This is a genomic window from Nocardiopsis sp. CNT312 (assembly GCF_000515115.1).
GTDB lineage: Bacteria > Actinomycetota > Actinomycetes > Streptosporangiales > Streptosporangiaceae > Nocardiopsis.
Map to the genome: position 1 here is coordinate 135,519 of NZ_AZXF01000014.1, position 21,766 is coordinate 157,284.

At 71.4% G+C, this 21,766-nt stretch carries 24 protein-coding genes and 1 tRNA gene; 9 read left to right on the top strand and 16 right to left on the bottom strand.

What is annotated here, in order from left to right; all coding sequences use genetic code 11:
* Positions 1 to 246 precede the first annotated feature (246 nt).
* Complete coding sequence (locus B042_RS0106170) at positions 247 to 1,965, top strand: AMP-binding protein (protein WP_028647543.1); 1,719 nt, start codon at positions 247 to 249, stop codon at positions 1,963 to 1,965.
* A gap of 193 nt (positions 1,966 to 2,158) precedes the next feature.
* Positions 2,159 to 3,217, top strand: a complete 1,059-nt coding sequence (locus B042_RS0106175) for a 3-deoxy-7-phosphoheptulonate synthase (protein ID WP_028647544.1) — start codon at positions 2,159 to 2,161, stop codon at positions 3,215 to 3,217.
* A gap of 42 nt (positions 3,218 to 3,259) precedes the next feature.
* On the opposite strand, the gene blaOXA is transcribed toward B042_RS0106175, so the two are convergent.
* On the bottom strand, positions 3,260 to 4,027 hold the full coding sequence (blaOXA, locus tag B042_RS0106180) for a class D beta-lactamase (protein ID WP_369797675.1): 768 nt from the start codon (positions 4,025 to 4,027) through the stop codon (positions 3,260 to 3,262).
* 463 nt (positions 4,028 to 4,490) lie between these two features.
* On the opposite strand from blaOXA, the gene gcvT reads away from it, so the two are divergent.
* From gcvT to B042_RS0106200, 4 genes are all read left to right on the top strand, one after another.
* A complete protein-coding gene (gene gcvT / locus B042_RS0106185; RefSeq protein ID WP_028647546.1) occupies positions 4,491 to 5,606 on the top strand; it encodes a glycine cleavage system aminomethyltransferase GcvT in 1,116 nt (371 codons plus the stop codon).
* Positions 5,607 to 5,655: 49 nt separating this feature from the next.
* Positions 5,656 to 6,036: a glycine cleavage system protein GcvH gene (gene gcvH, locus B042_RS0106190; RefSeq protein WP_028647547.1), complete on the top strand. Its 381-nt coding sequence runs from the start codon at positions 5,656 to 5,658 to the stop codon at positions 6,034 to 6,036.
* Positions 6,037 to 6,043: 7 nt separating this feature from the next.
* Positions 6,044 to 7,315, top strand: a complete 1,272-nt coding sequence (glyA, locus tag B042_RS0106195) for a serine hydroxymethyltransferase (RefSeq protein ID WP_028647548.1) — start codon at positions 6,044 to 6,046, stop codon at positions 7,313 to 7,315.
* 170 nt (positions 7,316 to 7,485) lie between these two features.
* Positions 7,486 to 8,139 (top strand): hypothetical protein, encoded by a 654-nt coding sequence (locus B042_RS0106200; protein WP_028647549.1) that lies wholly within the window; start codon positions 7,486 to 7,488, stop codon positions 8,137 to 8,139.
* 66 nt (positions 8,140 to 8,205) lie between these two features.
* On the opposite strand, the gene B042_RS0106205 is transcribed toward B042_RS0106200, so the two are convergent.
* The 9 genes from B042_RS0106205 to purU form a co-directional block, all read right to left on the bottom strand.
* Positions 8,206 to 8,466: a type II toxin-antitoxin system RelE/ParE family toxin gene (locus B042_RS0106205; RefSeq protein WP_028647550.1), complete on the bottom strand. Its 261-nt coding sequence runs from the start codon at positions 8,464 to 8,466 to the stop codon at positions 8,206 to 8,208.
* Positions 8,459 to 8,710 carry a type II toxin-antitoxin system Phd/YefM family antitoxin gene (locus B042_RS0106210; RefSeq protein ID WP_028647551.1) on the bottom strand — a complete coding sequence of 84 codons (252 nt, stop codon included), beginning with the start codon at positions 8,708 to 8,710 and terminating at the stop codon, positions 8,459 to 8,461. The genes B042_RS0106205 and B042_RS0106210 overlap by 8 nt, the downstream gene beginning before the upstream one ends.
* Before the next feature lie 93 nt (positions 8,711 to 8,803).
* Positions 8,804 to 9,382, bottom strand: a complete 579-nt coding sequence (locus B042_RS0106215; RefSeq protein ID WP_231493844.1) for an alkaline shock response membrane anchor protein AmaP — start codon at positions 9,380 to 9,382, stop codon at positions 8,804 to 8,806.
* 13 nt (positions 9,383 to 9,395) lie between these two features.
* Complete coding sequence (locus B042_RS0106220) at positions 9,396 to 10,001, bottom strand: DUF6286 domain-containing protein (protein ID WP_028647553.1); 606 nt, start codon at positions 9,999 to 10,001, stop codon at positions 9,396 to 9,398.
* Between the two features lies 1 nt (position 10,002).
* Positions 10,003 to 10,368: an Asp23/Gls24 family envelope stress response protein gene (locus tag B042_RS0106225; protein ID WP_028647554.1), complete on the bottom strand. Its 366-nt coding sequence runs from the start codon at positions 10,366 to 10,368 to the stop codon at positions 10,003 to 10,005.
* Between the two features lie 10 nt (positions 10,369 to 10,378).
* The gene (locus B042_RS26005; protein WP_197024184.1) at positions 10,379 to 10,552 is read right to left on the bottom strand and encodes a hypothetical protein; all 174 of its coding nucleotides are present in this window, start codon (positions 10,550 to 10,552) and stop codon (positions 10,379 to 10,381) included.
* 35 nt (positions 10,553 to 10,587) lie between these two features.
* A complete protein-coding gene (locus tag B042_RS0106235) occupies positions 10,588 to 10,890 on the bottom strand; it encodes a hypothetical protein (RefSeq protein WP_028647555.1) in 303 nt (100 codons plus the stop codon).
* Positions 10,891 to 10,892: 2 nt separating this feature from the next.
* Positions 10,893 to 11,366: an Asp23/Gls24 family envelope stress response protein gene (locus B042_RS0106240; protein ID WP_028647556.1), complete on the bottom strand. Its 474-nt coding sequence runs from the start codon at positions 11,364 to 11,366 to the stop codon at positions 10,893 to 10,895.
* A gap of 314 nt (positions 11,367 to 11,680) precedes the next feature.
* Positions 11,681 to 12,565: a formyltetrahydrofolate deformylase gene (purU, locus tag B042_RS0106245; RefSeq protein ID WP_028647557.1), complete on the bottom strand. Its 885-nt coding sequence runs from the start codon at positions 12,563 to 12,565 to the stop codon at positions 11,681 to 11,683.
* 167 nt (positions 12,566 to 12,732) lie between these two features.
* On the opposite strand from purU, the gene B042_RS0106250 reads away from it, so the two are divergent.
* Complete coding sequence (locus tag B042_RS0106250; protein WP_028647558.1) at positions 12,733 to 13,944, top strand: alanine racemase; 1,212 nt, start codon at positions 12,733 to 12,735, stop codon at positions 13,942 to 13,944.
* A gap of 28 nt (positions 13,945 to 13,972) precedes the next feature.
* Here B042_RS0106250 and B042_RS0106255 read toward each other — a convergent pair whose 3' ends face one another.
* Both B042_RS0106255 and B042_RS0106260 read right to left on the bottom strand, forming a co-directional pair.
* Entirely contained in the window at positions 13,973 to 14,371 is a 399-nt protein-coding gene (locus tag B042_RS0106255) for a DUF3618 domain-containing protein (protein ID WP_028647559.1), read from the bottom strand.
* A gap of 18 nt (positions 14,372 to 14,389) precedes the next feature.
* Complete coding sequence (locus tag B042_RS0106260; protein WP_028647560.1) at positions 14,390 to 15,502, bottom strand: CDP-alcohol phosphatidyltransferase family protein; 1,113 nt, start codon at positions 15,500 to 15,502, stop codon at positions 14,390 to 14,392.
* A gap of 264 nt (positions 15,503 to 15,766) precedes the next feature.
* Between B042_RS0106260 and B042_RS0106265 the strand changes: the two genes are divergently transcribed.
* Positions 15,767 to 16,249 (top strand): peroxiredoxin, encoded by a 483-nt coding sequence (locus tag B042_RS0106265; RefSeq protein ID WP_028647561.1) that lies wholly within the window; start codon positions 15,767 to 15,769, stop codon positions 16,247 to 16,249.
* 71 nt (positions 16,250 to 16,320) lie between these two features.
* Positions 16,321 to 16,395 (top strand) — tRNA-Leu (locus B042_RS0106270).
* Positions 16,396 to 16,626: 231 nt separating this feature from the next.
* Here the strand turns inward: B042_RS0106270 and B042_RS0106275 are convergent.
* The 4 genes from B042_RS0106275 to B042_RS0106290 form a co-directional block, all read right to left on the bottom strand.
* Positions 16,627 to 17,787, bottom strand: coding sequence for a serine/threonine-protein kinase (locus tag B042_RS0106275; protein ID WP_036554081.1), 1,161 nt, complete (start codon positions 17,785 to 17,787; stop codon positions 16,627 to 16,629).
* A gap of 281 nt (positions 17,788 to 18,068) precedes the next feature.
* A complete protein-coding gene (locus tag B042_RS0106280; protein WP_028647563.1) occupies positions 18,069 to 19,415 on the bottom strand; it encodes a pitrilysin family protein in 1,347 nt (448 codons plus the stop codon).
* Between the two features lie 36 nt (positions 19,416 to 19,451).
* Complete coding sequence (locus tag B042_RS0106285) at positions 19,452 to 20,780, bottom strand: pitrilysin family protein (RefSeq protein WP_028647564.1); 1,329 nt, start codon at positions 20,778 to 20,780, stop codon at positions 19,452 to 19,454.
* A gap of 152 nt (positions 20,781 to 20,932) precedes the next feature.
* Positions 20,933 to 21,616, bottom strand: coding sequence for a hypothetical protein (locus tag B042_RS0106290; protein WP_028647565.1), 684 nt, complete (start codon positions 21,614 to 21,616; stop codon positions 20,933 to 20,935).
* Positions 21,617 to 21,766 lie beyond the last annotated feature (150 nt).

A 21,766-nucleotide genomic window follows, 5' to 3' on the forward strand; every position in this document is an offset into this window, starting at 1 on the left:
TGCGGGACCCTCCTCCCGGAGCCGAACCGGGACCGGCCCCGTCCGCCCACCAGGTGCCCCGGTCTCCGCTCAGTTCCTCCTCCATGGCGACCATCCTAGGGGGCGGCGGGCCCGGCCGGAGGAGGCGTCGGCCGCGCCTTCAGCGGGTAGAACACACCAGGCACAACCGTTTCTCCCGTCCCGGCGGGACGGGGTACCCGGACGGCCCGGTTCACACCGCCGTCCCCGGACCGGAGGTCGCCGATGATGTCCAAGGACAGGGACGCCGAGGGCGCGGAGGAGTTCAGGGCCGCGCGCGACCTGCTGCTGCGCCACCGCGAGGACCGGGCACGGGCGCACCGGGAGTTCGCCTGGCCCTCATCCGACAGGTTCAACTGGGCCCTGGACTACTTCGACCCCCTGGGCGAGACCATTCCCGACCGGACGGCCCTGTGGATCGTGGAGGAGAACGGCGAGGAGGCCAAGTACACCTACCGGCACCTGTCCGAGCGCTCCTCCCAGGTGGCGAACTGGCTGATCGGCCAGGGGGTACGCCCCGGCGACCGGATCATGCTCATGCTCGGCAACCAGGTGGAGCTGTGGGAGACCCTGCTCGCCGCCGTGAAACTGGGCGCCGTGGTGACGCCCACCCCCCCGGCCCTGACCGACGGCGATCTGGCCGACCGCCTGGAGCGGGGCGCCGTCGCACACGTGGTGTGCACCCCCGACGACACGAAGCGGTTCGAGGCCTTCGAGGGGCACTGGACCCGTGTGTGCGTGGGCTACATGGACGGGTGGCTGAGTTACCCCGACTCCGAGCACGCCGCCCTGGATTTCGCGCCGCCGCACGCCACCGACCCCGACGACCCCCTGCTGCTGTACTTCACCTCCGGGACCACCGCCCTGCCCAAACCGGTGACGCACACGCAGCGGTCCTACCCCGTGGGACACCTGTCGACCATGTTCTGGCTGGGCGTCCAGCCTGCCGACATCCACCTGAACGTCTCCCCTCCGGGGTGGGCCAAGCACGCCTACGGCAGCATGTTCGCCCCCTGGAACGCCGAGGCGACCGTCCTCGTCGTCAACCAGAGCGGCCTGGACGCCGAACTGCTGCTGGACGAGATCGAGCGCTGCGGCGTGACCACGATGTGCGCTCCCCCGATGGTGTGGCGGGCGCTCGTCCGGACCGGTCTGGCGTCGCGGACGGTCCGTGTGCGCGAGGCGGTCGCGGCCGGCGAGCCGCTCCCCTCCGACCTGGTCGACCGGGTGCGCGACGCCTGGGGCGTCACGGTCCGCGACGGCTTCGGACAGACGGAGACGACCCTGCTCATCGGCAACGCCCCCGGGCAGCCGGTCACACCGGGATCGATGGGCCTGCCGATGCCCGGATACGACATCGAACTCCTCGAACAGGACAGCGGTGAGCCGACCGACTCCGGCGAGATCTGTGTGGACCTCTCGGGGGCCCCGGCCGGGATGATGGCCGGCTACGCCGACGGCTCGGACGCGCCGCGCAAGGAGGAGCAGGGCGACTTCTACCGCACCGGCGACATCGCCACACGCGGCCCCGACGGCCGCCTCACCTATGTCGGCCGAACCGACGACGTCTTCAAGGCGTCGAACTATCGCGTCTCACCATTCGAGATAGAGAACACACTCATCGAGCACGAGTACGTCCGCGAGGCGGCCGTCGTCCCCTCCCCCGACCCGCTGCGCCTGTCCGTCGCCAAGGCCTTCATCGTCCTCACCGACGGGGTGCCTCCGGACGCCGACACGGCCCGCACCATCCTCGCCTACGCCCGCGAGCACCTCTCGCCCCACATGAGGGTGCGCCGCCTGGAGTTCGCCGAACTCCCCAGAAGCTCCTCGGGTAAGATCAGCCGCACGAGGCTACGCCAGGCCGAGGCCGAGCGCGGCACCATGGCGGACGGCGCGCGCAACCCGTGCGAGTTCTGGGAGGAGGACCTCCCCGGTCTGAAGGGCTGACCCCGCTCCGCGGGGTACCGCCACCCGGAAGAAGCGCCTCTGACACGATGGGACGCCGGCATCCGGATGCGTGCCGGTCCGCCGCACGGTCCCGGTACGGGAAACCCGCGCCTCCCGTCGCGCCCCGGCCCGTCCGCACTACTGTTCTCCGTGGCGACATCCAGCACCGACAGACGGGACCTGAGGAAGCACGATGCCCAACACCAACGACACCCGGGTGGCCAGCTACCAACCGCTCATCGCGCCCCGTGACCTGATCGCCGAACTGCCGCTGAGCGCCGGGCAGGCCGCCCTCGTCTCGTCCTCCCGCGCCGAGGTCAAGCGCGTGATCGACGGCGAGGACGACCGGCTCCTGGTCGTCGTCGGCCCCTGCTCGGTGCACGACACCGCGTCGGCGATGGACTACGCCCACCGGCTGGTCGAACTCGTGCCCTCCGTACGCGACGACCTGTGCGTGGTCATGCGCGTGTACTTCGAGAAGCCGCGCACCACCGTGGGCTGGAAGGGCCTGATCAACGACCCGGCCCTGGACGACACCTACGACGTGCACCGCGGGCTGCGCACCGCCCGCAAGCTGCTGCTGGACATCAACGCGCTGGGGCTGCCGGCCGGCACCGAGTTCCTCGACCCGATCACCCCCCAGTACATCGCCGACGCCGTGACGTGGGGGGCCATCGGCGCCCGGACCACCGAGTCCCAGGTACACCGCCAACTGAGCAGCGGCCTGAGCACCCCGGTGGGCTTCAAGAACGGCACCGACGGCGACGTGCAGGTGGCGGTCGACGCCGTCGGTGCCGCAGCCGCCTCGCACACCTTCTTCGGGGTGGACCCGGCCGGGTCCGGGTCCGTCGTCGTCACCGACGGGAACCCGGACTGCCACGTCATCCTGCGCGGCGGCCGCAAGGGGCCCAACTTCGGGGCCGGTCCGGTCAACGAGGCCCTGGACGTCATCGCCGGAGCGGGGCTGGAGCGCCGCCTGATGATCGACGCCAGCCACGCCAACAGCGGCAAGGACCACACCCGCCAGCCAGGCGTGGCCGCCGCCATCGGTGCGCAGATCGCCGAGGGCCAGCGGGGCATCGTCGGCGTCATGCTGGAGAGCTTCCTCGTGGAGGGCGCCCAGAAGCTCGGCGACCCGGCCGCCCTCACCTACGGGCAGTCCATCACCGACAAGTGCATGGGCTGGGAGACCACCGAGCGGGTGCTCGCCGAACTGGCCGAGTCGGTGCAACAGCGCCGCAAGCAGGCATAGGAGCGGCCCCGGGGACCGGCCGCCTCGGCCGGTCCCCGGCCCTCACGCGGTGAGCGCCTCAGCGGGCAGGACCTCCAGCGCGACGAGTAGTTCGCGGCCGAGCGGCTCGCGCAGTTGCACGTCCGCGTCCTGCGCCACGTCGATGCGCAGTGCGAACGTGTGCAGCTCCGTGCCGCGTTCCACCCAGCCGACCCACCACCCGGGGGCCGGGTCCATGTCCGCGCCCCAACCGGTCTTGGCGACCAGTACGTAGTCGTCGGTTCTCTCGTGCACGGCGATCTCACGCACCGCACGCTGGTGCTCGACGTCCACCGGAAGCTCGGCGCGGGCCAGGCCGGCCAGAAACGCCACCTGATCCATCGCCGAGATCTCCAACGGCCCCTCCAGCCAGAAGCGGTCCACCGCGTCCGTGCCGCCCACGTCCCGGCCGCCGTAGCCGAACCGGTCCACCCAGGCGGCCATCCGGTCGTGGCCGATCCGGCGGGCGATCTCCTGGTACACGGGCACGTTGGAGGCCGGCAGCGCCTCGCGCATGCTCATGTCCCGCTCCCAGGCGGGGACCGGCTGGGGCCCGCCGCCGTAGGGGATCACCTCGTCGACGTCGGTGACCGCCCCCGTCTGAAGGGCGATCAGCGAGTTGACCAGCTTGAACGTCGAGGCGGGCACGGCACGGCGCTGGGCCTGTTCGGGGGCGACGACCGTAGCCCGGCTCCGTTCGGTGTCGTAGAGGACGAAGGTGCCCTCCACGCCCGCCCGCTCGAACATCGCCTCCAGATCCTCACGTTCGGCCGCGGGGACGTCCCCGCCCACGCGCTCGGCGGGGAGCGCCTCGGTGCGGACGCGGTCGGCCGCGCCGGTCTCGCTCGGCCCGCACGCGGTGGCGGTGGTCAGGACCAGGACGCACCCGGCGGTCAGTACGGCTGCACGGGGCACTGTTCTCCCACTTTCGAACGGCGGCTCCACGGCTCGTCTCGCCCACGATAACGCCCCCGAACCCGCCGTAGGCGCAAATCCACGGGCCGGTTGCCGCGACCGCTCCCGGGCACCGTCCGCGGCCGCTGCTAGGCTGAGGGCGTTGCCGGACCCGCGCGAAGCCGCGGACCACGCCGACCGCCGGGCGCACCGCCCCCTCCCGCGACTGCGGCGGACCGCTCCCGGAGAGCACCGGGGCGGGACCACGCCGACCGCGCGGTGAAACTCTCAGGCACCGGCGGCGGAGGGGGAGGATGGCAACGCCGCACACGACACCAAGCCCCTCCTCTCGGGAGTGCCCATGTCAGAACCCGCCTCCGCGCCGCGCGCCACGGCGCTGCGCGAGATCCACGAACAGGCAGGCGCCACCCTGGTCGACTTCGCCGGATGGCTGATGCCGCTGCGCTACGGCAGCGAGACCGCCGAGCACCGGGCGGTGCGCCGGGCGGCGGGCCTGTTCGACCTCTCGCACATGGGCGAGATCCGCGTAAGCGGCCCCGAGGCGGACCTGGCCCTGGACTACGCGCTGGTCGGCCACCTGTCCAAGGTGAAGGTCGGCCGTGCCCGCTACACCATGATCACCTCCGCCGACGGCGGTGTCCTGGACGACCTCATCGTCTACCGCCTGGGCGGCGAGGAGTACCTCGTCGTGGCCAACGCCGCCAACACCGCGACGGTTGCCGGTGCCCTGGCCGAACGCGCCGAGACCTTCGACGCACAGGTCACCGACGAGTCCGCCGACCACGCGCTGATCGCCGTGCAGGGGCCCCGCGCGGTGGACGTCCTCGCCCCGCTCACCGACGCCGAGCTCGGTGCAATCCGCTACTACGCGGGCTACGAGCACACCGTCGCCGACCACCCCGTCCTCCTCGCCCGCACCGGCTACACCGGCGAGGACGGGTTCGAGATCTTCGTGCGCCCCGCCGACGGGGCCCCCGCCCTCTGGCGCGCGCTCATGGAGTCGGGCGCCGGGCAGGGCCTGGTGCCGGCGGGCCTCTCCGCCCGCGACACCCTGCGCCTGGAGGCAGGCATGCCCCTGTACGGGCAGGAGCTCACTGCCGACCTCACCCCCTTCGACGCCGGCCTGGGCCGCGTCGTCACGTTCGACAAGCCCGGTGACTTCGTCGGCCGCGCCGCCCTGGAGGCAGCCGCGCTCACCTCCCGGGAGCGCCGCCTCATCGGCCTGGCCTCCCGCGGCCGCCGCCCCCTGCGCCGGGGCCAGGAGGTACTGCGCGACGGCACGGCCGTGGGCACCGTCACCAGCGGCGCCCCCTCCCCCACACTGAGCCGCCCCATCGCCATGGCCTACGTGGACGGTGACCTCGACACCGCCACCGGCACGTTCTCCGTGGACGTGCGGGGGCGCGCCGAGGAGGTCGACGTCGTCGAACTCCCGTTCTACAAGCGGTCGGCGTAGAGCGGCGCACCGCACGGACGACGCACAACACATTCCAAGGAGAGCCGAAGTGAGCGTTCCCACGAATCTGGGTTACACCGCCGACCACGAGTGGGTCCTGGTCGAGGGCGACATCGCCACGGTCGGGGTCACGGCCTACGCCGCCGACGCGCTGGGGGACGTCGTCTTCGTCGACCTCCCCGAACCGGGTACCGAGGTGACCGCAGGAGCGCCCTGCGGCGAGGTGGAGTCCACCAAGTCCGTCAGCGAGGTGTACTCGCCGGTGAGCGGCGAGATCACCGAGGTCAACGCGGCGCTGGAGAGCGCACCTGAGACGATCAACCAGGCCCCCTACGGAGACGGATGGCTGTTCCAGGCCCGTGTCTTCGCAGAACCCACCGACCTGCTCTCCGCACAGGAGTACGAGCAGATGACCAAGGACGAGGAGTAGGCCACCGATGGCTACCGACAATGCCCCGCTCAACCGGAGCCTGAGCGAGCTGGACCCGGAGGTGTCGGCCGCGGTCGACGCCGAGCTGGCGCGCCAGCGCGACACGCTCGAGATGATCGCCTCGGAGAACTTCGCCCCCCAGGCGGTCCTCGAGGCGCAGGGCACGGTCCTGACCAACAAGTACGCGGAGGGCTACCCCGGCCGCCGCTACTACGGCGGCTGCGAGCACGTCGACGTCGTCGAGCGCCTGGCGATCGAGCGCGCCAAGGACCTGTTCGGCGCCGAGCACGCCAACGTGCAGCCCCACTCGGGGGCCCAGGCCAACACCGCCGTGTACTTCGCCCTGCTCAAGCCCGGCGACACGGTCCTGGGCCTGGACCTGGCGCACGGCGGGCACTTGACCCACGGCATGCGCATCAACTACTCCGGCAAGATCCTCAACGCCGTCGCCTACCACGTGCGTGAGGAGGACGGCACGGTCGACTACGACGAGGTCGCGGCCCTGGCCAAGGAGCACCGGCCCAAGATGATCATCGCGGGCTGGTCGGCCTACCCGCGCCATCTGGACTTCGCCCGGTTCCGCGAGATCGCTGACGAGGCGGGCGCGCTGCTGATGGTGGACATGGCACACTTCGCCGGACTGGTCGCTGCGGGGCTACACCCCAACCCGGTACCGCTGGCGGACGTGGTCACCACCACCACCCACAAGACCCTGGGCGGCCCGCGCGGCGGCATGATCCTGTCCAAGGCCGCGCTGGGCAAGAAGATCAACTCGGCGGTGTTCCCGGGCATGCAGGGCGGCCCGCTGGAGCACGTGATCGCCGCCAAGGCCGTGGCGTTCAAGGTCGCCGCGGGCAAGGAGTTCGCCGAGCGCCAGCAGCGCACCGTGGCGGGCGCCCGCATCCTCGCCGACCGCCTCACCCGGCCCGACCTGGCCGAGGCGGGCGTCAAGGTGCTCACCGGCGGCACGGACGTACACCTGGTCCTGGTGGACCTGGTGAACTCCGAGATCAACGGCCAAGAGGCCGAGGACCGGCTGCACGGTGTGGGGATCACGGTCAACCGGAACGCGGTGCCCAACGACCCGCGGCCGCCCATGGTCACCTCGGGCCTGCGTATCGGCACACCCGCGCTGGCCACCCGCGGGTTCGGGGAGAAGGACTTCACCGAGGTCGCGGACATCATCGCCGAGGCGCTCAAGCCGGAGTTCGACGCCGAGTCCCTGCGCGGACGCGTCAAGGCGCTGACCGCCGAGCACCCGCTGTACCCGAACCTGTAGTCCCGCGCGGGGCGCACGAGCGTCCCGCGCCGCCGGACGGGTCCGGACAAAGCTGTGCCCCGGGTGGCGTGCGCTGTGCAGAGGCGGCCCGGGGCGTACGTCTCCGACGGTACCATGCGGTCTCCGACGCGAACAGCCCCGAACCGCGGACGAGACGCCAGGAGGCCCCGTTGAGCGACGGCATGCCGGGGTGGATGTACACCGTCTACTCGCGACCGCGCCTGGCCCCCTACATCGCCGTCTGCGACGGGGACACCACCCGGGCCGCCGAGCTGTACCACTGGAACGTCGCCGTCTCCTCCGCGTTCTACCAGCCCCTGCACGTCCTCGAACTGGCCCTGCGCAACTCCGTGCACGACCGGCTCTCCGAGCACTTCGACCGCGCCGACTGGTGGCGGGAGGCGCCGCTGCACCGCGAGAGCGCCCGGCTCGTGGCCAAGGCCGAGCGCAACTGCCGCAAACGGGGCTCCCCCGCCGCGCCGGACGACATCGTCACCGAACTGTCCTTCGGGTTCTGGGCCTTCCTCCTGGTCGCCCAGTACGACCGCACCCTGTGGCGCGCGGTCCTGCACCGCGCCTTCCCCCACTACCGCGGCCCGCGTGCCGACCTGCACCGGGAGCTGGACTACCTGCGCACGTTCCGCAACCGGATCATGCACCACGAGCCCATCCACCACCGCCACCTGAAGGCGGACCACGACACGATCTACCGGATCCTGTCCTGGATCAGCACCGAGGCGGCCTCCGGGGTCCGGTACCTGGACCGGGTCCCCGAGCTCCTCCTGGTCGAGGGGCAGGTCCGCGGCACCGCCCCGCCCCCCTGAGAGCACCGCGAGCCCCGGTGACCACGGCGGTTGCTGTCCACGGAAACGACGGAACCAGCCCTTCCGTCAGTCGTCGACGGTCGAACGATGGTCCACATGAACGACGACGATGACCAGACGCCCCCGTTCGACGGTGTAGACCACCCGGTAGTCCCCCACCCGGAGCCGGCGGTGCCCTGCGACCCCCACAAGTGCAGCGGTGCCGAACGCGAAGGGACCGGACTCCAGTTCTGCGAGCTTGCGCAGAATCGCCATGGCCTGTTCACGGGGGATCTTACGGAGTTCGGCCTGAGCCTCGACCTTGAAGACCGTGACGTACTTACTCATCACGTCCCAACGTCTCAGCCATCACCTCGGTCATGGGTACCGTCGGGGAGTCGCGGCGTTCCTCGATGAGCCGCCGCAACTCCCCTTCGTCGCGGCGTCTGGCCCGTTCGAGAACCTCCATCGGCACGAAGGCCCCCACAGCCCTGCCGTTTCTGGTGACCACAGTCGATTCACCCGCCTTGGCCCGATCGATGGCTTCGGCCAGGTGCGCCCGGAACTCACGGGAGGAAAGCGTCTCAGTCATGACTACAGAGCACCCAGAGTTCTCTGTGTACACAATGCAGAAAAGCTCGCGGTGAGGGAGACACGGCGCGCACACCCCGGCACGGCCTGAGGGTCAGGCCAGTTCGCGGCGCGGGGCCCGCACGGGGGCCGCCATCGACATCCGCACCACCGCGGGGATGCGCCCCAGCCCCAGGGCGTGGCGCAGGTTGGCCAGCGCCTCGGCGCTCACGCGCTCCCACACCGCCGTGACGTCGGCGTCCTCCTCCAGGGTCAGCGCCAGCCGCAGGTGGGGCGCGTTTCCGGACTCGGTCAGACGCGCCCGGGCCCGGCGCACGCCCGGATAGTCGGAGACCTCCCGTTCGAGGGCACCGCGCGCCACGCCCTCGCTCATCTCCACCCGCCCGTCGCCCCGGCCGTCGAGCACCACCCTGCCCACGGTGTCGTTCATCCCCTGCAACAGGAGCCACCGCAGCGCAAGGAAACCCGCGAGGAGCGCGACCGCGACCGCGGCGTAGGGCATCCACCGCTGTTCCAGCACACCCCCCGTCCACGCTCCGGCAAGGGTGTCCCGCGCGACCTCCGGCCCCAGGAGCCCGCGCCCGGCTGCCAGCGCGACCAGGCCCAAGGCGAGCAGGAGTCCGCCCACGACGACCAGACCCAGACGGTTGCCCCGGGCCGACCTGCGACTCATGTCCCGCCCCATGTCAGTCCTCCGCGTGCCGCACGTCCGTGGCGATCCGCATACTGCGCAGCGGTGCCAACTCCTCCAGACGGCGCTCCACGGCGGCCGTCACCTCTGCCGGGAGGCCGCCCCAGTCGGGCATCCGTGTGCGTACGTACACCCTGATCCGCTGCCCCCGGACCACGACGTCCGCACTGTCGACCCCGCCGACCTCCCGCGCCGCGGAGGCCACCGTCCGGCGCAGCGCCGACCGGGTCAGCCCGACCACCAGGGCCGGGTCGTCGGTGCGCAGCGCGGTCCACCGGCCGGTGCCGGGGGCCAGAGCCAGGGCGATCAGGGCCAGACCGATCAGGGCCAGCACCCCGGAGGCGACCTGTACCGACGGCTGCGACCACGTGGTGGCCGCGGCGTAGTCGGCCGCGGCCTCGACGGGCAGCACGCGCAACGGCGTGCCCGCAAGGGCGGAGATCACTTCGGCGGCCGACAGCACGGCCAGGAGCAGGACCACCGTCGCGGTGGCCACGGCGGGCCAAGACCGCCGGGGGCGGAACGTGTGGATCGCCACGCGCTTCGCCCGGCGGTCGGCCCCCTGGTCGGGACGGCCCAGCACCTCTTCCACGGTGGTCATCTCAGCGCACCAACTCCGCGATCTCGATGTCGACGTAGTGGACCCGGCCCCCGGTGACCCACTCGACCCGTTCCCTGACACGGGCGCGCACCCTGTCGGCGACCTCACCCGCCGGCACCGGGTAGCGCACCACGATCCTCAGCCGCACCGTGACGCCGCCGCCGCTCATCCGGGCCCGGGCCCCACGCGAACGGGCGGGTCCGGCGTCGGGCACCTCGCGAACCGCCTGGACGGCCACCTTCTCCACCACCCTCGGCTCGACGGTGATGCTCCCTCCGGGGTCGCGCGGGGGCTCGGCTCCACCCGCCGCCCACGGCGGCTCCGCGCTCCTCTGCCGGGGGAGCGATCCGATCCGTGTCGTCGTCACCGCCGCACCCCTACGCCGAGCGCCGGGTGAACACTTGGGCGAGGTCGATCTCGCCCTCCATCGCCCGGCCCGCGACGAAGCCCGCGGCCCCCAGGACCAGCACCAGCGCGAAGGCGACGAACCCCCCGAACGCCGCGGCCAGACCAAGGACCGTACCGAACGACAACCCCACGATGGACCACATGGCCTCCCCCTCTCGTGCCCAGTACCAACGAAGCCTCAACCGCCGCCCAGCCCGGCGACCACGTCCTCCACGAACACGTGGACCGGCTGGCCGCCGGCGAGCGGGGCCAGTCCGTAGCGGACGTCCTCGGCGATGGCCGGGATCGGCCGCCCGAAACGCACCACGAGCCCAACCTCCACACCGGCCTGGCGGACCGCGACGCCTCGCACGACGCCGCCCCTGGCCGGGGTGCTGATCGTCCCGAACGACCCCGCGGACAGTTCCACGACGTCGGGGAAGCCCGAGGCCGCCTCGGCCAGGCGCCGGGCGACCTCCTCTCGGGTGTCGTGGTCGGCCACCGCTACCGGACCCGCGGTGCCGACGTGTCCGCGCCCTCCGACTCGTCGCTCTCGTCGGGCAGGTGGATGTCGTCCACCCTGATGTTGATCTCGGTGACCTCCAGCCCGGTCATCCGCTCCACCGCTGTGGTGACGTTGCGGCGCACCGAGCCGGCCAGGTCCTGGATGGAGATGCCGTACTCGACGACGAGGTCGATGTCGACGGCGGCCTGGCGCTCACCCACCTCGACGGAGACCCCGCGTGTCACCGACCCGTCGGAGCCCCCCGTCATCGCGTCGCGCATGGCCCCGACCGCGCGCGCCTTCCCACCGCCCATGGCATGGACGCCGCCGATCTCGCGCGCTGCCATCCCGGCGATCTTGGCCACCACGCCATCGGCGATGTGCGTGTGGCCGCTCCCCGCCGAGGCCCCCTGTTCACCCCGTGACGCCTCGCGTGCGCCGGGCACCTTGCTCTCGGTTCTCGTCTCCGGCACGGGTCCCCCTTGTGTGCAGAAACCTATGATCGCGGCCCCGCCATGCGGTCGGACCGAAATCCGTTGTGGTGGGGTTCATCCCCACCACACCGTATACACACTCTTAGTAGTCATCAAGAAACTAAAAGTAATATTCCCAGGTGGAGACAGTCATAAAACTGCCATCCACCTCCAACTGGCACCGCCAACCACGGAAGAGCGGTACGACCAGGGTCTTTCCCCTCAAACACACTTGTATGTCCGAAACTCCCGGTCGACAGAGTCGGGGCCGGGGCGCCCGATGGCGCCCCGGCCCCGACGGCCCCACACGGACCTCAGTCGAAGACGACCGTCTTGTGCCCGTTCAGCAGGACCCGGCGCTGGGCGTGCCAGTTGACGGCGCGTGCCAGGGCCACCGACTCCAGGTCCCGGCCGATCGCCGTGAGCTGTTCCGGGCTGTGGGTGTGGTCGACCCGGGAGACCTGCTGGTCGATGATCGGCCCCTCGTCGAGGTCGGCGGTGACGTAGTGGGCGGTCGCCCCGATCAGCTTCACCCCGCGCTTGTGCGCCTGGTGGTAGGGGCGCGCACCCTTGAAACTCGGGAGGAAGGAGTGGTGGATGTTGATGATCCGGCCGGACATCTTGGCGCACAGCCGCTCGGTCAGCACCTGCATGTACCGCGCCAGCACGACCAGGTCCACGTCGTAGGAGCCCACCAGCTCCAGGAGACGGGCCTCCTGCTCCGGCTTGGTCTCGGCGGTCACCGGCAGGTGGTGGAAGTCCACACCGTAGGAGTCGGCCAGGAACTCCAGGTCGGGGTGGTTGGAGACGACCGCGGCGATGTCGATGTCGAGCAGCCCGCTGCGGTGCCGGTAGAGCAGGTCGTTCAGGCAGTGCCCGAACTTGGAGACCATGACGATCATGCGCGGGCGGACGTCGACGGCGTGCAGGGTCCACTCCACGACCTGGTCGGGGGAGCCCCCGAAGTCGCCCGCCAGAGCGGCGAAGGCACCGCGCAGAACGTCCTCACCCACGGCCCCGCCGGGCCCCTCCTCGACCACGAACTGCATCCGCAGGAAGAAACAGCCGGTGTAGTGGTCGCTGTACTGCTGACTCTCGGTGATGTTGCACCCGTGGTCGGACAGCAGGTTGGCCACCGCGGCGACGATACCCCGGCTGTCGGGGCACGAAAGGGTCAGGACGTACTCGCGCTCACTCATGAAGGGCCCACTCCAGGATCGGAACGGCTTGGACAGCCATGATGCCCAGGATATAGGCCGAGGCGGGACCAGGGGTCGGCCGCGGCAGCCCCGAAGGGCACCGCGCGCCACAGCCCCTGCCGCCCCGGCGATATGAACACTCTTCACGTTCTGGCATGCTCGGTCGCATGACCACTCAGCGCGCACGCCTGGAGTCCGCCACACGCGGCCTCCAGCCCCCCTTCGCCGTCGTGGACCTGGCCGCCTTCCGCGCCAACGCGGCCGCCCTCACCCGGCGCGCCCACGGTCGGCCCGTCCGGGTCGTCAGCAAGTCGCTGCGCAGCCGGGCCCTCCTGCGGACCGCCCTCGACCTGCCCGGATACGCCGGGATCATGGCCTTCACCCTCCCCGAGGCCCTCTGGCTGGCCACGGACGGGGAGCCGCTCAGCGACGACATCCTCGTGGCCTACCCGACCGCGGACACCGACGCCCTCGCCCGGCTGGCGCGCGCCCCGGCGGCGGCGCGCTCCATCACCCTCATGGTGGACTCCCCCGCTCACCTGGACATGATCGCCGCCGCGGCCGACGACGCCCCCGGCGCACCACCGATCCGGGTGTGCCTGGACATCGACACCAGTTGGCAGCCGCTCGGGCCGGGGCTGCGGATGGGCACCCGCCGCTCCCCCGTACGGACCCCGGCCCAGGCCGCCGCCCTCGCCCGCGCCACCGTCGACCGCCCCGGACTCGAACTCGACGGGATCATGGCCTACGAGGGCCAGATCGCCGGAGTCGGCGACGCGCCCCCCGGACGCCCCCTCTACGGGCGGCTCCTGCGCACAATCCAGCGGGCCTCCGCCCTCGAGCTGGCCCAACGGAGAGCCGCCGTCGTCCACGCCGTCCGGGAGGTCGCCGACATCCGCTTCGTCAACGGGGGCGGCACCGGCAGCCTGCACACCACGGGCAGGGAACGCGCCGTCACCGAACTGGCCGCGGGCTCAGGGCTGTACCACCCGCACCTGTTCGACCACTTCCGCGCCTTCGACGGCCGCCCCGCGGCCCTGTTCGCACTGCCCGTCGTACGCCGCCCCGCCCCGGGGACGGCCACGGTACTGGGCGGAGGCTACCCCGCCTCCGGCCCGGTGGACCGGTACCGCCCGCCCGTGCCCTACCTGCCCGAGAACCTGTCCTACAGCGCCGCCGAGGGTGCCGGCGAGGTCCAGACCCCGCTGACGGGCAAGGCCGCACGGGACCTGTCGGTCGGGGACCGGGTGTGGATGCGCCACGCCAAGGCGGGAGAGCTGTGCGAGCGCTTCGCCGTGCTGCACCTGATCGACTCCGACACGGGCACCTACGTGGAGGCCGTCCCGACCTACCGCGGCGAGGGCCGGACCTTCCTCTGATCCGGCCCCCGCACGCGTCGAACCGGGCTCACAGCCCCTGTCTGCGGCGCAGCGCCCACGCCACCACGCCGACGGCGACGACCGCGCCGACACCGGCGATGAGGATCAGCGCCTCCGGGGGAAGCCGCCGCTCCGACTCCTCGTAGGCGGCCACCAGCTCCTCGTCACTCCTGAGCAGCAGCCCCTCCCCGACCTCGGCGTGGAGGACCTCGTCGTGCTCCGGGCCCCTGCCCACGAGCGCACGCGCGCCGTCGGCCATCCGGGAGCCCCGCCGACGCACCCGGTCCATCTGGCGCCGCGCGACGGAGGACGGGCGGACCCGGTCGGTCAGCGCGTCGAGGGTCTCGGCCAGCAGCCGCTGCTCACGGTTGATCTCGTCCCGGACCTGGTCGGGGGTCTGGCGCGGTTCGGTGTCGCTTCCCGTCATTGGTTGCCTTCCTAGAAGTCAGGGGCGTTCCGTCGAAGCGTCCGGGCCCGTGTCCGGGCCGGTACCCGGGCCCGTCTCCTCCGCGCCGTCGGACGGACCGGAAAATCTCAACGCGCCGTCGATTCCGTCAACCACACGGAAGAAGTCCCGCGTGGACAACCACAGTTTATAGATGATGCCGATCTCGAACACGAGCAGCAAAACACCCGCCGTCACGGCGATCCACCCCAGGAAGGCGGGCATCCCGCTCACCGCCACGGCCACGGGCGCGACCACGAACATCGCGATCTGGAATTCGATGCCGCTGAACAGGTGGGTACGGACCCTGTGTCCGTTCAACGCCCACCAGAAACGCTGATACCAGGGAAAACGGGAGCGGAACTCCTGGTGCAGGTCCACTTTGGGCAGGGTCAGGTCGGGCTGTTTCCCCGACACCCTGTTGTCGCGCGCCTCCCGTTCGTTCTGGCTGCGCAGGATCTCCTCCAGGACACCGATACCGTGCCGCAGGACGGCCTGTTCCCCGCCGTCGCTCAGCGCACCGCCGGAGGGGCCGTCGCGCTCCTCAGGCTCCAGCATCGACAGCGTGGCGCGCGCCCGCTCCAGGGCCGCGGCCAGATGCGAGCGCATCTCCCGGCGCACCTTGTGGACCTGGAGCGCGTTCAGATAGCGCAGCATGTCCAGGAACACCACGACCAGCGCCAGCCAGGCCAGCACCACAGGCGCGGACTCGGGGTCCCGCTCCGTCATGAGAACGTACTGTCCGCCCATGAGGGCCACCGCGCACACCAGCACCCGGAAGCGGTCGGACACGTAGTCCATCCACGACCCGAAGATCGACTCGCTGTCGGTGAGCCTGGCCAGCTTGCCGTCCACACAGTCCACGAGGAAGCACAGGTAGTACAGGAACGCCCCCAGCAACAGCGCCTGCCAGTAGCCCAGCGCGAAGCAGACCGCGGCGCCCAGCCCCAGGAAGAGCGCGGCCACCGTCAGTTGGTTGGGGGTGAGCGACGTCCTGTTCGCCGCCAGGAGCACGAAGCGGATCGCGATCGGATCCACGAGATAGACCGTCCACCAGGAGTCGCGCTCCTTGAGCGTCCGGGTCCTGACCTCGTCGAGTGTGAATCCAGCCATCGTGGCCCATCGCTCCAAAGCACAAAGCGGGTGTGTTCCGGCTCTTTCTTCTTCCGGTCCGCCCGCCGTACGGGCCTACGCACGGTCGAAGAACACGGGTGCGCCCCAGCGTAGCGAACGAACGCCCTGGCTCCCGCGTCCCGGAGGAACCGAACCGCAATCGCAACCCAAACACGCCGCGCACACCGCCGACCGGACACCCGGTCGTTAGGGTGGGGCGCGAGGCGGCCGACCGCCCCCGTCAGTCAGAGTTAGGAACACCACGTGAGCGAGCCCATCCGTCTGGCCCCCGGCGACCAGGCACCCGACTTCACCCTCCCCGACGCCGACGGCAAGCCCGTCACCCTCAGCGAGGTACTGGCGGAGACCGGCAAGAACGTCGTCCTGTACTTCTACCCCGCCGCGATGACTCCGGGGTGCACCACGGAGTCCTGCGACTTCCGCGACAACCTCCGCGACTTCGACTCCGCGGGCTTCACCGTGCTGGGCCTCTCCCCCGACACCCCGGACCGGCTCGCCGCCTTCCGCGACAAGGAGGAGCTCACCTTCCCCCTGCTCGGCGACCCGGAGAAGGAGACACTGCGCGCCTACGGAGCCTTCGGAGATAAGAAGAACTACGGCCGCCTCGTGCAGGGCGTCATCCGTTCCACCGTCGTCGTCGGCACCGACCGCAGGGTGACCCGCGCCTTCTACAACGTGAAGGCCACCGGACACGTCGCCCGGATCAGGCGCGAACTGGGTGTCTGAGCGCCCCGCCATGGCCCGGGGCCGGACACCCGGCCCCGCGGTCCTGCGGTCCCGGTACAGTTGTCCCGATAGGGGCCGTAGTCCAATCGGCAGGAGACGGCAGCTTTAGGTGCTGTACAGTGCGGGTTCGAGTCCCGCCGGCCCCACTCGCCTCCAAGACGACCCTGTTCGCGCGCGAACGCGCTCACCGAGTCGCCTCGCCACCTCATTTCCGGGGGACGACCCCCAAACCCCCGCTGCGGGGCTTCACCCCACGGACTGCAGGGCCTCGAACACCCCCGCACTCCAAGACGACCCTGTTCGCGCGCGAACGCGCTCACCGAGTCGCCTCGCCACCTCATTTCCGGGGGACGACCCCCAAACCCCCGCTGCGGGGCTCAGCGGCCCATCAGGGCCCAGAGCACGATCGCCAGCGCCACCATGACCCCCACCAGCACCACGACGGTGCCGACCACCACCGGAAGACGACCGCTCTTCTCCACGTGTCGGCCCGCGTGGGTCAGCCCCAGGGTGTCGGTGGACTCGCGGACCGAACTCATGAACGAGTCCATGGCGTCGGGACGGTTGCGCAGCCGCTCGTTGATGGACTCGGCCAGGGCGTGGGCACCGGCGCGGAAGTGCTCCCGCGCCGATTCGCGTTCGGTCTCCCCTTCACCGGCGTCGTCGGCCTCCTCGGCCCCGGCGTCCTCCCGGGCACGGTCGGGGGCCCAGGGGGCCAGCGCCGCGATCCGCAGCATCTTGGCCGCGTGGCCGGCGCTGAGACGGGCGTCGGGGTCGACCTTGAGCAGGCCCGCCAGGACCGGGGCGAGCGGACCGGCGTTGGCCGCCTCGGCCGGCTCGTCCAACTGCTCCTGGCGCAGGATCTTGATGTAGCCCTTGCGGTCGTAGGGCGGGTGGCCCTCGACCGCCGCGTACAGGGTGGCGCCCAGGGACCACAGGTCCGACTCCGGACCGACCGGACCGGCCTTGGCCCGCTCCGGCGGGATGTAGGCCGGGGACCCGATGATGCGCCCGGACTGGCTCAGGGCGGACTCGCCGTTCCACGCCGCCAGCCCGAAGTCGGTCAGCACCACCCGGCCGGACTCGCTGATCATCACGTTGTCGGGCTTGACGTCGCGGTGGACGATGCCCTCGGCATGCGCCACCTGGAGTGCGTCGATCAGCTGGAGGCCGATCTCCGCCACCCGCTGATAGGGGAGCGGCCCTCCCAACTGGATGATCTCCTCCAGGGTCGAGGCCTCGACCAGCTCCATGATGATCCACGGGCGCGCGTCCTCGTCCACCACGTCCAGGACGGTGACGAGGCCGGGGTGGGTGAGCCGTCCGGCCACACGCGCCTCACGGGTGGTCCGCTGGAGGAGGGACTCCCGTTCGGCCTTGGTGAGGTCGTCGGGCAGGCGCAGCTCCTTGACGGCGACCTCGCGGTCGATGACGCGGTCGGTGGCACGCCAGACCGTGCCCACGCCGCCGCGGGCAATCTCCGACGTGAGCTGGTAGCGCCCCTGGAGCAGCCGTCCCTCAGGCTCTGGGGCAGCCATGACGGTCTCCTCCGGGCGCGCCGGACTCGGCGACTCGTCGGGCCGCCGGATGTGGGGGTCGTCTAGGGAGGACAAGGTTATCCACGGGTCCATTCACCGGCCATGGCGGCCTCCTGTGGAGCATTGCGGTTGCTGTCACCACGAAGGTACACGGATCATTGGTTATATCAGTCTCGCGCCGAGTACACGCAGGTAGATCCCGGAAGACGCGGAAACTGGGTCCGTTTTCGTTATGTCCGGCGCCCCGTGAGGGACCGGGGCACCGGACACGGAAGACCCGCTCAGGTCCAGAGGCTCTCGGGCGAGCGCACCTCCAGCGGGCCCGCCCCGATGGAGGAGAGGGGCTCGCGCAGGCGCTCGGCGTCGCCGACGACCACCACGACGGCCTCGTCCGGGCGCAGGTACTCCACGGCCGCGCTGTCGAGGTCGTCCTTGGTGAGCCGCTCGTACCCGGCGCGATTGCGGTCCACGTAGTCGTCGGGCAGGTCGTGGACGACGATGTCGACGAGCGCGCCCGCCACGGCCCGGGCCGTGGAGTAGGCCACGGGCAGCCCCACGGTGTTGGACTCGCGGACCGACTCCAGTTCCTCCTCGGTGACCCCGGAGGCGCGGAGCTTGGCGAACTGCTCCAGGGCCGAGGTGATCGAGTGCGCCGTGGTGTCCGCCTCCACCTGGGTGGAGGCGAGGAAGACACCGCTGTCGCGCCGCAGGTCGAACCGGGAACCCGCGCCGTAGGTGTAGCCCAGGCGCTCGCGCAGCTCCATGTTGAGGCGGGAGGTGAACATACCGCCCAGGACCTCGCTGACGCCGTCCGCACGCGGCATGTCCACCTGCGAGCGCGACGGGGCCCGGTGGGCGATGACCAGTGCCGACTGCACCGAACCGGGACGGTCCACCACCAGGACCCGGGGCAGCTCACCGGGCGGCGGGGCGGGCTCGGCGGTGTCCGGGGCGGGGGCCGCCTGCGCGTCCCCGAACACGGACGTGCCCAGGGCCTCCAGGTCCACCCCGGACAGGTCTCCGACGATCACGAGCGTCCCGGCGACCGAGCTGAGGGAATCAGCGTGGAAGCGCGCCACCGCCTCGGGGGTGACGTCGGCGAGCCGCACCGGCCCCCCGGCGAGCGGGGTGGCGTAGCGTCCGGTGAACAGTTGGCCGCCCAGGCTGCGCATGGCCAGGGTCGAGGCTGAGGCGGCCTCCAGCCAGAAGCGCTCCAGAAGCTGGTCGCGGCGGCGGACGACGTCGTCGGCGTTCAGTGCGGGGCGGCGCACGGCGTCGGCGAACAGGCGCACGGCCTCGTTCAGGCGGGCGACGGGCACGTCGACACCGGTGATGAAGGCGTCCCAGGTGACACGGGACATCCACTCCGCCCCGTGGCGCTCCAGCGCGGGGGCCAGGGAGCTGTTGCCCTCGGGGCCGTCCTCCAGGACCTCGCCGGTGAGCGCGCTGACGCCCATCGCGTCGAGGGGCTCGGCGGCGCCCCCGCGGGTGTGCACGAGGCGAAGGGAGACCAGCTGCTGGCCGGGGAGGTCGACGGCCACGATGCGGCCGCCCCCGACGGTGATCCGCTGGGGCTTGGGGAAGGAGTAGGACGCTGGGGCACCGAGGTCCGGGCGGGTCTGCGGCATGGCTCTGCGGCTCTTTCTGCGGCGTACGGAATCGGACTAGGGCGCGGCTGTCTCGGGAACCCCGCCGGCCGGCTCCCCGTCCGTCTCGGGGTCGAAGCGGACGATGAGGAGGTTGTCGTCGACGAGCAGGCGCTCGACCGCCGACCGGACCTCCTCGGCGGTGATGTCGGCCCAGCGCTCGGGCCAGGTGAAGACGAGCTCGGGGTCGCCCAGAAGCTGGGTGGCGCTGCCGAGGGCATCGGCCAGGCCAGCCGGTCCGGAGATGGACTGGAGGTGGTCGCGCTCCAGGACGGCGCGGGCGCGGTCGAGCTCCTCCTCGGTGATGCCCGAAGCGAGCTTGGCGATCTCCTCGCGCATGGCGGCCTCCAGCTCGTCGCCGCTCACGCCGTCCCGGGAGAGCATGTTCACCAGCAGCAGGCTGTCGGTGTAGCGGAAGGGCAGAAGGTCCGCGGCGGCGCCGCCGTCGTCGGCGGCGATGGGCCGGTCGACCACCAGGGAGCGGTAGAGGCGGCTGCCCTGCCCCTGCCCGAGCACCGCCGAGGCCAGGTGCATGACGTCGAACTCGCGCGTGCCGTAGGGGGCGACGCGGTACCCGGCGAACACGCCGGCGGCGGGAACCGTCTCGGTCACCGCGTCCCGCACCGGGCCGCCCAGGGGCGCGGAGAGGGAGGCGTCGGGTGCCTCGGGGGCGGACTCGCGTGCGGGGATCGGGCCGAAGTAGTGCTTGACGCGGGCCAGGACGTCCTCGGGGTCGAGGCCGCTGATCACGGTGAGGACGCAGTTGTCCGGACCGTAGTGCACCTTGTGGAAGGACTTCACGTAGTCCAGGTCGGCCGCGTCCAGGTCCGCCATGGAGCCGATGGTCGGGTGGTGGTAGGGGTGGCCCTCCGGGTAGGCCAGGCGCAGGATGCGCTCCAGGGCGGTGCCGTAGGGCTGGTTGTCGTAGCGCTGACGGCGCTCGTTCTTGACGACGTCGCGCTGGTTGTCGAGGACCTCCTGGGTCATCCCCTCGCGCAGGGTGGACAGGCGGTCCGCCTCCAGCCACAGGATGAGGTCGAGCGCGTGCTCGGGGACCGTCTCGTAGTAGTTGGTCCGGTCGGTGGAGGTGGAGGCGTTGATCTCGCCGCCCAGCCGCTCGACCACGTCGAAGTGCTCGCCCTTGACGACGTTGCCGCTGCCCTGGAACATCAGGTGCTCGAACAGGTGCGCGAAGCCCGTGCGTCCGGGCACCTCGTGGCGGGAACCGACCCCGTACCACAGGTTGACCGCGGCTACCTGTCCTGTGGAGGCCGGGACGGTCACCAGGCGCAATCCGTTGTCGAGCGTGTACTGCCCCACACGTCCCGCCGCTCCAATGGTGGTCACCAGTGCTGCACCCCGATCTGCGCCGTAGCCGAACGTCCAGCGCCACCCTGTGGCGCCCCACGACTACGACCCTACGGCCTCCACGGGGGTGTGCCGACATCCGATCCGGACAATCCGCCCGGACTTCCTCCGGCGGGCCGAGCGCGCCCCGGTCATTGGTAATTCGTGGTGTCCATGGACTCGGCGATCCGGTCGTAGACGGCTCCGTACTGGGCGTCGACCGACCACACGTACAGGAGCACGTCGCTCAGCGGCAGGAACCACATCCGCACCTCGAAGGTGTCGTCGTTGGCACAGGTCACCGTCCACACGGAGTGGTGCGAGGTGAGGGTGTCGGCGTGGTCGAAGAAACCGTGGGAGAGGCTCGCCTCCCGCACGCCGATACTGCCCGAGGCCGCCGTGTTGAGGCTGCGGCACCCGTCGGGGGCGGCGGCCCAGCCGTTCTCGTCGTTGAAGGACTCGTCCTTGCCCGGCCAGCCCTGGGGGTGGTTCTCCGCGGCGTGGGGCACCAACCGGATCGAACCGTAGGCGCAGTCGGGCTGCCCGGGCGGGATCACGCACAGCGCACCGCCCTCCTGGCGGGCCTCCCAGTCCTCCGGGACCCCCAGGGCGATGCCCGACACCTCGCTCGTGACGAGGACCTCCGTGTCGGAGGACGCGACCGGGGGCATCGAGCCGCTCTGCCCGAGCACCATCTCGGCGCCCCCCGCGGTCCCTCCCTCGGACCCGCCGCCGGCGCAGGCGCCGAGCACCAGGACCGCGGCGGCGACCACTCCGGCCCGAACCGCCCCGGTCACCCGTCCTCCGTGGACGGCCCCGTCCCTCGTGCCCGCCATGCGTCGTTCCTCTCAACCTGCGTCCCGCGGATCAGAACACTCCGACCTTAGGGCATAGACGGCAGACCTCGCGTAAACGCAGCTAGCGGCCGAATCACCGGAGAGCCGCGCCGGACGCGGGACCGGCTGGACCGCGGCCACTACTCTGGG